Origin of the sequence: Flavobacterium soyae, assembly GCF_045348165.1 — a bacterium.
GTDB lineage: Bacteria > Bacteroidota > Bacteroidia > Flavobacteriales > Flavobacteriaceae > Flavobacterium > Flavobacterium soyae.
This window is the reverse complement of record NZ_CP150845.1, coordinates 5,243,969-5,256,914: the sequence shown is the minus strand read 5'-3', so window position 1 is coordinate 5,256,914 and position 12,946 is coordinate 5,243,969. Positions and strand designations below refer to the sequence as shown.

At 33.7% G+C, this 12,946-nt stretch carries 5 protein-coding genes; 2 read left to right on the top strand and 3 right to left on the bottom strand.

Annotation, left to right across the window (positions count from 1 at the left end; genetic code table 11):
• Positions 1-112: 112 nt before the first annotated feature.
• Positions 113-1,702, bottom strand: coding sequence for a bacillithiol biosynthesis cysteine-adding enzyme BshC (bshC, locus tag AABD74_RS21715; protein WP_406844274.1), 1,590 nt, complete (start codon positions 1,700-1,702; stop codon positions 113-115).
• A gap of 270 nt (positions 1,703-1,972) precedes the next feature.
• On the opposite strand from bshC, the gene AABD74_RS21710 reads away from it, so the two are divergent.
• On the top strand, positions 1,973-3,250 hold the full coding sequence (locus AABD74_RS21710; RefSeq protein ID WP_406844273.1) for an MFS transporter: 1,278 nt from the start codon (positions 1,973-1,975) through the stop codon (positions 3,248-3,250).
• A 74-nt stretch (positions 3,251-3,324) separates the two neighbouring features.
• Here the strand turns inward: AABD74_RS21710 and AABD74_RS21705 are convergent, their stop codons facing one another.
• Together AABD74_RS21705 and AABD74_RS21700 are read right to left on the bottom strand one after the other, a co-directional pair.
• Positions 3,325-10,386 carry a T9SS type B sorting domain-containing protein gene (locus AABD74_RS21705; protein ID WP_406844272.1) on the bottom strand — a complete coding sequence of 2,354 codons (7,062 nt, stop codon included), beginning with the start codon at positions 10,384-10,386 and terminating at the stop codon, positions 3,325-3,327.
• 835 nt (positions 10,387-11,221) lie between these two features.
• On the bottom strand, positions 11,222-11,362 hold the full coding sequence (locus AABD74_RS21700) for a hypothetical protein (RefSeq protein ID WP_406844271.1): 141 nt from the start codon (positions 11,360-11,362) through the stop codon (positions 11,222-11,224).
• A gap of 95 nt (positions 11,363-11,457) precedes the next feature.
• On the opposite strand from AABD74_RS21700, the gene AABD74_RS21695 reads away from it, so the two are divergent.
• Positions 11,458-12,945 carry a B12-binding domain-containing radical SAM protein gene (locus AABD74_RS21695; RefSeq protein ID WP_406845648.1) on the top strand — a complete coding sequence of 496 codons (1,488 nt, stop codon included), beginning with the start codon at positions 11,458-11,460 and terminating at the stop codon, positions 12,943-12,945.
• Position 12,946 lies beyond the last annotated feature (1 nt).

Below are 12,946 nucleotides of genomic sequence, written 5' to 3'. Positions count from 1 at the left end.
AGAATTATTATTATATTTTTTTGCCACGAATTACGCGAATTTTCACTAATTTATATTCTTTGAATAAAAAAATAATTCGTGGTAATTCGTGTAATTTGTGGCAGACTATTTTTTATATTGTTATGATGTTAAAATTCATTTCTAAAGGCTTCAGTTTTTGCAGTAAAAGCGGTACTAATTGCTCACCTTTTTCCAGATAAAATTCAGAGAAATTGCTCTGGCGCTCTTGTAAACTATTATTTGGGAATAGTTCGCATTGCAAATCTGTTACACGCTGCAATTGATCGCTTAGTTTTCTTTTTTGAGCTTTTAATAAACGTTTTTCTAAATTTTCTAAACCTTTTGTCTGTTTCGTTTCCTGTGCTTTTACAGCCCCGGAAAAAGATTTATCAGTTTGATTGGCTAATTCATAAAGATATTGAAATTGGTTTTTCAATATTTCTTTTTGAGGTGTTAAATCAATTGGAAATGCAGAAATTTTGTGTGTAATAGTATTTATTAAATTTTCTTGTTTGGTAAAAAGATCCTTCCAGCTTAAGTTTAATTGATCTGCTTTTTTTTCTTGTTTTTCGGTTGCCAGAAGAACAGAGTTACGAACTAAAAGCATTGGAAAAGTAATTTTTACAATATCAAAAAAGGATTTTAATTCCAGCCAATAAGCAATTTCTCCGCCTCCGCCTATGTAGCATAGATTCGGGAGAATAATTTCCTGATAAAGCGGACGCATAATAACATTGGGACTGAATTTTTGAGGATGATTTTCTAATTCAGAAAGAATTTGTTCTTTAGAAAATGAGATTTTTGTGTTGTTTACGAAGTACTTGTTTTCCTCAAAAATGATTCTTTCGCGCAGATTATCTTCAATATAAAATAAATTAATCTCACGTGGATTTACCTGAACGGTATACTCTTTCAATTGTTCAATAGTTTCCTGAACTGCTTTGTATGAAGTTTGTTTTTCTAATTCTTCTTTTGCATACGGAATAAAAGCACGTTTTAAATCGGCATCATCAGCATCTATAATCACTAAACCATGATTAGCAAATAAGCTGTCGGCTAAAAAGCGTGTTGCATCGGCCAGATTATCATGTTTTAAATAAGCATTTTCAAAAAGCTTTTTTAAAGTATTGGCATTTGTGCTTGAGCCTAATTCTAATGAATAAATTTCAAAGAATTCATCTAAACCTTTAGTTGAAAGCCGTCCAACAGGACCGTTACTTTCTTTATTCCATCTGAATTTTTTTCCTTTAAAATTAAAATAGTTTATTTCTTCAAAATCATGATCTTCTGTCGCCATCCAATAAATTGGAACAAAATTGTACGATGGATATTTCGATTTTAATTCCTTAGTAAGATTTATGGTCGAAATGATTTTATATAAGAAATACAAGGGACCGCTAAATAAATTTAACTGATGCCCGGTTGTTATCGTAAAGGTGTTTTTGAGTGCTAAAAGCTCAATGTTTTGCTTGGTTGAATCAGAAATTTCAATATTTTGATATTGCTTTTTTAAAGCTGTAATCAAAGGAATTCGGTTATTGTTATCAAAGTTGTCTGCTTTTTCAGCAATTTGCTTTTCGAAGTTTTCTAATGTTGGGAAATTGTTGTACAGCGGTTTCAATTCTGATTTCTGATCTAAATAATCTTGTATCAATTTAGAAAAATATCCTGAAGTTTGATAGCTGATACAGTCGGTTGGCATAATTGTAAATTTATTTTTGACAGCTGTAAATTTAATGAAAATATGCAGTTAAATACGGTTTTAACTATTGCTTAAGATTGATTTTTATTTTTTGTTTTAAAGCTCCTATAATCAGCGTTTTAAATTTGATTAAAATGGAGGGTGTTAAAAATATAAAAAGCATCAAATTTGTTAAAAACAAAGAAGAGTTCTAAAACTAATTGTTTTAAATGTGTAATATTAATAACGAAACTATATTTTTGTAACCAAAAAAAGATATATCTATTTTACATGGAAACTAACCCGAAAAAAAAGAACTCATTAAAACATGTTCTTTTTGGAAGCCTTATTGGCACCACAATTGAATTTTTTGATTTTTATATTTATGCCAATGCTGCAGTATTGGTTTTTCCGCAATTATTTTTTCCGAGTTCAGATTCGACAATGGCTACTCTGGAATCTTTAGCAACTTTTTCAATCGCCTTTTTATCTCGCCCGTTAGGTTCTGCTTTTTTTGGACATTACGGGGATAAAATTGGGCGCAAATTTACTTTGGTTGCCGCTTTATTAACAATGGGTATTTCAACCGTTACAATAGGATTTTTGCCAAGTTATGCGAGTATTGGTGTTGCAGCTCCCTTATTATTGATGCTTTGCCGTTTTGGGCAGGGCGTAGGTTTAGGAGGAGAATGGGGAGGAGCGGTTTTATTGGCTATAGAAAATGCACCGCCGCATAAACGTGCCTGGTACGGGATGTTTCCGCAATTAGGAGCTCCAATAGGATTGCTGCTTTCTGGCGGAACTTTTCTATTGTTAACCGATTCTATGAGTAATGAAGATTTTATGGATTATGGCTGGAGAATTCCGTTTATTGCCAGTTCATTATTGGTTGTAGTTGGTTTTTATATTCGAACGAAAATTACTGAAACTCCATCTTTCGAAAATTCTAAAAAAGAACATGAAGAAGTTAAAGTTCCTTTTTTAACACTTGTGAAATCGTATAAAAATCAATTGATTTTTGGAACCTTTGCAGCTATTACAACATTTTTAGTTTTTTACTTAATGACTGTTTTTACATTAAGCTGGGCTACTTCAGATTTAGGAATTGTAAAAAGAGACGGATTATTAATACAGTTGTTTTCTGTATTGTTTTTTGCCATTTTTATTCCGGTTTCAGCAGTAGTTGCAGATAAAATAGGCCGTCGTAAAATGCTTATTATAGCTACTGCGGCTATTGCCGTTTTCGGGTTTTTCTTTTCTTATTTTTTAAGTTCTGGAAATATTGCTTTAGTTACCGCTTTTGCCTGCATTGGAATGGCTTTAATGGGATTTACTTATGGTCCTCTGGGAACTTTCTTGTCTGAGTTGTTTCCAACAAATGTTCGTTATTCGGGTGCATCACTAACGTTTAATCTAGCAGGAATTCTGGGTGCAGCTTTTGCGCCTATGATAGCTATTTGGTTAGCCAAAACTTATGATGTAAGTTATGTTGGTTTATACTTAACGATTGCAGCATTTATTTCTTTAGTTTCATTTTTGGTAATTAGCAAGGAGGAACATAAATTTTAAATAATAGAATTTCTAAATTTCTTGAAATAAAAAAAGGCGTAGGTTTTATATAACTTTCGCCTTTTTTATTTGAATTATCTTTTTAAACTAAAATGTCCCCTAAATTCTGTTCCGTTTAATCTTGTAACAGTAAACCAATAATCTGATGCGGGTTCTTGATTCCCTAAATACATTCCATCCCATGAAGCGCCTGAGGCTAATTCTTTTATTAATTTTCCGTAACGGTCAAATATTCTAATTCCTGTATTTGGAGCTAAATAAGCTGAATCAATTGTCCAGTGATCATTAAAGTTGTCATTATTTGGTGTAAAGAATTTTGGAAAAGGAAGCTCATCAACAAAATTGATACAATCGCCAATTGTTGCCTCAAGAATAGTTATGGAAACTGGAATTCTGTCACTTTCGCAATTATTTATGCTTTGCGAAGCGTAATAAATAACTCCATTTTCAAGAGGTGCAGATTCTGATAATGTCATGTTTGAAGAGCTGCTTTCGTACCATTTTATATTTTGTCCGGTGATTTCGATATCTCTAATAGAAGCATTTTTTTGAATACAAAATAACTGCGGTGAATCAGCAATTGGATTTTGAGTGTCCTGAATTCTTACACTAACAGCAAGTCTTTGACTTTCACAGTTATTTAAAGTCTGCGATGCGTAATAGGTGTTGCTTTGTAATAAATCTGTTCCATTTAAAATATTTCCACCCACAGCTGCATCGTACCATTTTATGTTTGTTCCAGTAATCACAAGATTTTCGATAGTTGCAATTTCATCAATACAAAATTGCTGGTTCCTGCTTCCTGTTGGTAAAGGAGTATCATAAATACGAACTAAAATCGGAATTCTGTCGCCTTCACATCCAATGGTTTGTGAAGCATAATATGTCCTGTTATCTTCCAATAAAGTTGTAATTGGTAAATTTGCAGCCGAGAAATTGGTGTCGTACCATTTTATATTCTGCCCAGAAATTTGAATATTACTTAAATTTGCATTTTCATTTTTACAGAAAGATTGATTTCCGTTTGCAGTTGGAATAGAAGGTGTATTGACAATCGAAACTGTTATTCCTAATCTTAGACCTTCACAATTATTTTCTGTTTGTGAAGCATAGTAAGTTTGACCATTTACAAGATTTGTGTTTTCTGCTAATAAAGTTCCGTTACTCACTGCATCATACCATTTTATTGATGTTCCTGTAATTTGAATATCAGCAATTGTTGCATTTTGTGCTGAACAAAAGGATTGATTTGTATTTCCTGCTGGAGGATAAGTAACCTGAATATTAATTGTAACCGGAACTCTTTCACTTTCACATCCGTTTATGGTTTGTGAAGCATAATATGTTGCTTTATCCTGAGCTACAGTTGTAGGTGATACAAGTGTTCCTGCTGTTAGGTTACTATACCATTTTATATTTTGTCCGGTAATTTGAATGTCATTTAAAGTTGCATTTACCTGAACACAGAAAGTTTGAGGGCTCGTTATAGTAGGCTTTTGGGTAAAATTTGTAAAAGGAGTTATGGTAACTGTGGAAGCATTTGAAACACAGCCTTTATTATTCTTTACCTTAATAAAATAAGTAGCAGGGTCAAGATTTGATTTCGTTGCAACTGTAGTCCAGCTAACACCATCATCGAAACTATATTCTGATGCAGCATTGGTAATTGTAATTGAGCCTTTAGGATTATTGCAATCGGGCTGTATAGTTGTAAATATAGGATTGCTCGGATAATCTGTTGGAGGATTAATGACTGCAGATATTGAAGCAGATTCGCAGCCACTGCTATTTTTAACGCGAACCATATAGGTTCCAGCTAGTAAATTTCCTGAATTTGGATTGGCTGAATAACTTTTGCCATTGTCAAAACTATATTGATCTGCTGTACTTGTAATTAAAATTGAACCAAAAGGATTACTGCAAGTAATAGGCTGCGTAACATTTAAAGTTGGAATTGAAGGAGCATTTGGTGCTGTTTTGATGATTGCTTTATATGCAGCAGATGCGCAGCCATTTGTGTATTTTATTCGGATAGAATAATTTCCAGGAGGTAAACTACTTGTATTATTGGTATTCCAGGTAATGCCATCATCAAAACTATATAGATTCGCAACTGTAGAAACCATAATGCTGCCTGTAGACGAATTACAACCAGTTGGGTCTGTGACTACAACTTGTGGCGCTTCAGGAATTATAGGTGCAGCTTGTATAGTGACAGGTACAGCAAGAGAAATACAACCCGAATTATATTTAATCATTAAATTATAGGTTCCTGCTGATAGATTAGATTTTGTATTAGATGTTCCAAACGTAATTCCGTTATCAAAACTATAAAAATCGGCAGCAGTATTAATTGAAATTGATCCTGTAAAATCGGTGCAAGTGGGTTGAGTTGCTGTAAAAGCAGGAGCTGAAAGCGGTGATAATGGCGATATCGTGACTGGAGCAGCATCTGAAACACAACCTGTTGGATTTTTAATTTTTATAAAATATGTACCTGGAGAAAGATCTGTTTTTGTATTAGAAAAAACGTAGGTTAATCCATTGTCATAGCTGTAAGTTGCTGCATTTGTTGTAATAGTAATAGAACCTTTTGATGAGCCGCAGCTTGGCTGAGTAGTAGTAAAATTTGGAGCCGCAATTGTAGTACCAGAGCTCAAATTGACAACAGTTGTTGATGATTCGCAGCTATAAGAATCTGTTTTGATTTTAATAATATAGGTACCGGCCCCAACATTTATTTTCGTTGGGCTTGTTGTCCAGCTGTTTCCATCATTGAAACTATAACTTATAGCTGATGTTGTTATGGTGATGCTGCCATCAGTGGCGCCACAGGAAGAAGGTTGAACTATCTTAACAGTAGGTGCAGCTGGAATTGCGGGAGGAGTATATATATAGGCATAACTACCAGAAGAAGTACAGCCTAAAGTGTTTTTTATTAATACATTGTATGAGCCGCTAGCTAAATTTTTCTTTACAGGATTTGTAGTCCAAGTTATTCCTCCATCAAAACTATATTGGTCTGCAGTAGAATTTACTATTATAGTTCCAGCTGGAGTACCACAAGTAGGTTGAATAACATTTACATTTGGCGAAGGTAGATAATAAGTGTTTATGTACACATATTGTGAATTTGACATACAACCCGCTGCATTTTTGATAAGAACGTTATAAGATGAACTTGCAGGATTTAATAAAATTGGATTTGCAGTCCAAGTGCTGCCGCCATCAAAACTATAACTGTCCGCAGGAGTTGTAACGGTAATGCTTCCTCCATTTCCACAGCTGGGCTGTACTACTTTTATGTTTGGATTAGGAAGATAGTAAGGAGTAATGAATATTGATAAACCATAAGATTTACAACCGGCAGCGTTTTTTATCATGATGCTGTAATAACCGGAAGTAAGCCCTGAAAGAACTGGGTTAGTTGTCCAAGTATTACCATTGTCAAAGCTGTAAGAACTTGCAACAGTTGCAATAGTAATGCTTCCATTGACACCACATGTTGGCTGGATTAATGTAAAATCGGGATTAGGTAAATAATATTCTTGCAGGTTAGTGTATGTACTGTAAAAGGAAGATGTGCACCCAGAAGCATTTTTTACTACTAAATAATAAGTGTTTGGGCTTAGATTAGTAAATACAGGATTGGTACTCCAGGTTCTGCCTCCATCGATACTGTATTGTGCTTCAGTTGAAGTAAAGGTTATACTTCCTCCAACCCCGCAAGTAGGTTGTGTTGCTTTAAAAGTAGGAGCTGGGAGATAAAAATCTTCCAGCCATACCGAGTTGTAGCTAGAGACACAACCTTGAGCATTCTTAATCATTGGATAATAATATCCTGAAGCGAGATTCGAAAAAACAGGATTTGTTACCCAATTATTTCCATCTATACTATAAGAACTTGCGGTAGTAGTAATGGTAATACTGCCTTTTGTTCCACATCCTGGCTGAACAATAGTTGCTTTGGGCGGTGCTAACTTAAAAGAATCCATATAAATGGAAATGTATTTGGATATACAATTACCTTTTTTTATCGTTAAATTGTAATATCCTTCTCCTAAATTATTAAAAACATTACTTTTATTCCAAGTTGTACCATAATCAATACTGTAATAATCTGCAGTAGTGTTGAATGTTATATTTCCAATATTTCCGCAACTTGGATAGGTAACTGTATAGTCCGGATCAGGAAGATTTGCGCTATTAATTAAAACATTTACAGAGTTAGAAACACATCCTAAATTGTTTTTTACAGCAATGCTGTAATATACGTAAGAAGTAAGATTTGATAAAGTAGGAGAAGTCCCCCAAGTATAGCCTCCATCAAAACTATAGAAACTAGCAGTTGTATTTATTGTAATACTGCCAGAGGATGTACAAGTTGGTTGAACTACAGTATAATCAGGTATGTCTATATATGGATTACTTAAATAAATAGAGTTTGGATAAGAGGTACAGCCAAGCTTATTTTTTGTAAGTATGGTATAAATACCAGGAGGTAATGACTTAGAATTTAGAGTTGTCCAAGTTACACCATTGTCAAAACTATAAAAATCAGATAGTGAGTTGACAGTGATTTTTCCATTTGTACCGCAAGTTGGCTGTTCCGTGCTAATAACTGGCTGACTCAAGTAAGGTTGATTTAAAGAAACATAACTTGTACCACTTATACATCCAGCACTGTTTTTAATTTTTATTTGATAATTTCCAAAAGGAAGGGTTTTAACATTATTAGTAGTCCAAGTTGCGCCATTATCAAAACTATAAGAATCTGCAACTGTAGTTATAGTAATGCTGCCATCTGTGCCACACACAGGCTGTTCAGTTGTATATTCAGGATATGAATTTGTAAAATCAGTTAAATAAGCGTAAGTATAGTAGGAAGTACAGCCTAAAGCATTTTTGATTCCTAAAGAATAGCTTCCTGCATCTAAATTACTCATTTTGTTATTTGTAACCCATGTAGTTCCTCCATCAAAAGTGTAAAAATCTGAAAGAGTATGGATCGTAATACTTCCTTTTACAGTACAAGCGGGTAATTCGATTGTATAAGTTGGAGTTTCCAGCGTATTACTACTAATAAGTACATTGTTTGCCGACGAAATACAACCTTGTAAATCTTTGGTACGAATTTTATAATTTGCCGGTAAAAGATTATTAGCAGTAGGGTTAGTTACCCAGGTTACACCATCATCAAAGCTATAATATGCAGCTGGAGTTATAATGGTAATACTGCCGGTATCTCCGCAAAATAAAGGATTAGTATAATTGTAATTTGGATACAAAGTAGAAGCAGCTGTAATAGTTACACTTTGAGAATAGGAAGTACATCCATTTACGGTTTTTATTTTTACTAAATAGGTTCCAGGATATAAATTGTTCTTTATGCTGCTTGTCTGCCAAGTAGCGCCATCATCAAAACTATATTGAGATGCTGGCGAAGTTACTTTTATTGTTCCTGTGGTAGAAAAACAAGAAGGCTGCGTAATCTGCAAAATAGGAGAGACAGCAGTCTGGCTTGGTTCGATAGTGACACTTGCAGTGCTGGCGCATCCGAAAGAATCTGTGACAGTAACAGAATAATTTCCTAAGGAAGTTACCGTAATACTTTGTGTGGTTCCTCCTGTACTCCATAAATACGAAGATCCTGGAGAAGAAGTTAATACTGTGCTTCCAGAACACACATTTAGGATACCTGTAATATTTGCTGTGGGGTTTCTCACCTCTAAATCGGCAGAAATTATTTTGTAGCAAGCTGCATCTCTGTTTACTCTAACAAAAATAGAAGCACTTGAACTTGGATAACTTGTAAAATTGGCGATAGCATTCAAGTTGGACTCTGCTTCTTTGTAATTTTTGAAATAGCTAAAATTTAAACCCGTCGTAGAAGGAACAATTAAAGAGTTTAATGTAGATAAATTAAAATTTTCAGTTCCGTCACGGTTAGCATCACATTGGGATATTTTGGCAGTTGTTACATTAATAGTACAACTTGAAGAGCAATTCAAAAAAGAAATATCCCAGCCAGGATTTGCGTCAGGATCTGCAGCAGAATCAAATGTGGTTCCTGAGCATGAAGTTCCAGAAATGTTATAATCAATTTGTACGCCTACATTATAATTAGCATTTGTAATATTTGGAAAATCACTGTTTTTTAATGTAAAACAGAATTTTTTATTTGTTGTATCTAAGCTTGAAGTAGTTGATGTACTATAAATAGACACATTGTTGCTATTGTAAACATTTAAAGTGATTTTTTTTACTGATGCAGAAATTCCTCCAGAATTAGGAATAGTATAATTACCACAAACTGAGATTGGTAAAGTAGGACAAACTTTATTTAAAGGATTAAGTTCTATAGAACCTTGCAAATTTTCTGCGGAATGTAAGATACAAACATCATCAACATACATATATCCAAAATGCCCGCCCAATCCACATCTTGAAGCCATAAATTCAACGGTAAATTCTTCATTATTTGGAATTGATGAAATATCCAATATTCCTGATTGCCAATTGGTAGTATATAAAGTAACGAAATCAGAATATTGACTTGGAACCTTGCTGAAAATGCAATTTTTTTCATCTCCTACCAAACAAAATTCACTGACAACTTTCTTATTTTTATCCAAAATCCGAGCTTTTACAAAAGCTTGATTATCCGTATGACTATTGTCGTATACACTTTGTATTACTGCTTTGTAGTTAAATTTTAGATAATTTTCATTATTTGTTTTAAACCTCTTGCCCTGAACAATAGAACCATAGGTAGAAGAGTTCTCATAATTAATTTTAAGAGCATATTGATCAAATGCTTTAATATCTCCCATATATGGATCAACCAAATTGGCAGAAACAGTAGTTGCCATAATATCCATATTATTAGGATTATATCGATTGATATAGGAATCGGCAGTATTGCTAATCGATTGGCATTGTGTTGGACCAGGAGGATCGCCTATTGTGCAAAGAAAATTTTTAAGATAACTGTTGCCATTTATAGTTTCATATTGTTCAAAACCTCCATTAGTACACATTTCTACTCCTTGAAGAGTAGCTGCCGTTTTTGAAGTCAAATTTCCATCTTTTGAATTCAAAATTACTTTTTTTAAATCCAGGACTTCTGCTTTCATCCTTTCCTCCCTAATTTTCAAAAATTGTTTTTGTTCTTCTAAATTTTGAATTAAATGACCATGTCTATCTTCTAATAAAAATTTATTAGACGAATTCGGATTAATTTCTTGCGCAAAGACACAAGAACATTTGATAAAAACAGTAAAAAAGAGTAAAATTCTAAGCTTCATTTAGTGAAATTTGGTGAGCAAATATAGCCAAAAAACTATGCCGTAAATATGAATAAAGAAATGTTTTATAAGTTTTATATCAATAATAAAAACTTAAAAGATTTGATGACGTTAGTAAAATAATTAGGATTAATTTCTTTTGTCAAATAATTCTAAATATCCCGTATTTTTGCATAAAAATAAATCCTTTTGAAAACGAAACTTTTTGTAATTACACCGCCATTTACCCAACTGAATACACCGTATCCGGCAACTGCGTATATAAAAGGTTTTCTGAACACAAAAAATATTGAATCGGTTCAGGCAGATTTGGGGATTGATGTGATTTTAGAATTGTTTTCAAAAAAAGGATTAATCAATTTATTCCAATCTATTAACCAACAACCAACAACCGACAACTGCAAAAGAATTTTTGCTTTACAGGATGAATATATCAAAACGATCGATCCCGTAATTCAGTTTTTGCAGGGAAAAAATCCAACATTGGCATTGCAGATTTGTCAGGAAGATTTTTTGCCGGAAGCTTCTCGTTTTGCGCAGTTAGAAGAACTCGATTGGGCCTTTGGAACAATGGGAATTCAGGACAAAGCAAAACATTTAGCAACTTTATATCTCGAAGATATTTCGGATTTTATTGTAGAATGTATCGATGAAAATTTTGGCTTTAGCCGATATGCCGAACGTTTGGGCCGAAGCGCCAATTCTTTTGATGAATTATATAATGCTTTGCAGCAAGAACCAACTTATATCGATTCGATTTTAATTTCGATTTTAAAAGAAAAAATTGAAGCTGTAAAACCAACATTATTTTTAATTTCTGTTCCCTTTCCGGGAAATTTATACAGCGCATTTCGATCTGCACAATGGGTGAAACAAAATCATCCCGAAATTAAAATTTCAATGGGAGGCGGTTTCCCAAATACTGAATTACGTTCACTTTCGGATAAACGAGTTTTTGAATTTTTTGATTTTATTACTTTGGATGATGGTGAAGTTCCGATTGAAGAACTTGTTGAAAATATGTCATCCCGAGCGGAGTCGAGGGATGAGAAGTATTATAAAAGAACTTTTTTATTAGAAAATGGAGAAGTTGTCTACAAAAATAATTCCCTAAAACACGACTATAAACAAGCTTATGTAGGAACACCGGATTATTCAGATCTTCCTTTGGATAAATACATTTCGGTAATCGAAATTGTAAATCCGATGCATAGAATGTGGAGCGATGGTCGCTGGAATAAACTCACAATGGCGCACGGCTGTTATTGGGGAAAATGCACTTTCTGCGATATTTCTCTTGATTATATTAAAGTTTACGAACCTGTTGCAGCAAGTTTACTTTGCGACCGAATGGAAGAATTGATTCTTCAAACAGGTCAAAACGGTTTTCATTTTGTAGATGAAGCTGCACCGCCTGCTTTAATGCGTGCTTTGGCACTCGAAATTTTAAAGCGAAAATTAGCTGTAACCTGGTGGACCAACATTCGATTTGAAAAGAGCTTTTCTAAAGATTTATGTTTATTGCTAAAAGCTTCCGGCTGTATTGCAGTTTCAGGAGGTTTAGAAGTTGCTTCGGATCGATTATTGAAATTAATTGACAAAGGTGTAACGGTAGAACAAGTTGCAAAAGTAACCCGCAATTTTACCGAGGCAGGAATAATGGTCCACGCGTATTTAATGTACGGATATCCTACGCAAACTATTCAGGAAACGATTGACAGTCTTGAAATGGTTCGTCAGTTGTTTGAAGCCGGAGTTTTGCAATCAGGATTTTGGCATCAGTTTGCATTGACGGCTCATAGTCCGGTTGGATTATATCCAGAGCAATTTGGCGTAACTAAAAAAACAGAATTAATTGGAACTTTTGCCAATAACGATATTGAATATACAGATTCAACAGGAATCAATCACGATAAATTCAGCTTCGGATTAAAAAAATCACTTTTCAATTTCATGCATGGAATTTGTTTTGATTACGAACTGCAAGATTGGTTTGATTTCAAGATTCCGAAAACAAAAATTCATCCTGATTTTATTTTTAATGCACTCGAAGAACAAAACGATTTCAATACAAAACCAAATGCAAAAGTAGTCTGGCTTGGTGGAAAACCTTCGGCAGAAATCTTCACAAAATCAAAAAAAGGCAGAAGCTGGGAAATGATGTCTCTGACTTTTCATGATAAAAAAGAAAGTTTTACTATTCAAACTAGTAAAGAAGAAGGTGAGTGGTTGATTGAGATTCTGGGCAAAATATCAATTTTGAATACTAAAAATTATACATTTCAGGAAGTTAAAAATGATTTCGAAACTTCATTAGAAGATTTTGAATTATTTTGGTATTCAAAACCAATTAATACTTTACGCGAATTCGGATTATTAGTTTTGTAAC

Bases quoted from the DNA above. Each gene is read 5' to 3' on its own strand.
- AABD74_RS21710 (WP_406844273.1), top strand. From the start codon at position 1,973: ATGGAAACTAACCCGAAAAAAAAGAACTCATTAAAACATGTTCTTTTT.
- bshC (WP_406844274.1), bottom strand. From the start codon at position 1,702: ATGCCAACCGACTGTATCAGCTATCAAACTTCAGGATATTTTTCTAAA.
- AABD74_RS21705 (WP_406844272.1), bottom strand. From the start codon at position 10,386: ATGAAAGCAGAAGTCCTGGATTTAAAAAAAGTAATTTTGAATTCAAAA.
- AABD74_RS21700 (WP_406844271.1), bottom strand. From the start codon at position 11,362: ATGTTGGTTTTACAGCTTCAATTTTTTCTTTTAAAATCGAAATTAAAA.
- AABD74_RS21695 (WP_406845648.1), top strand. From the start codon at position 11,458: ATGGGAGGCGGTTTCCCAAATACTGAATTACGTTCACTTTCGGATAAA.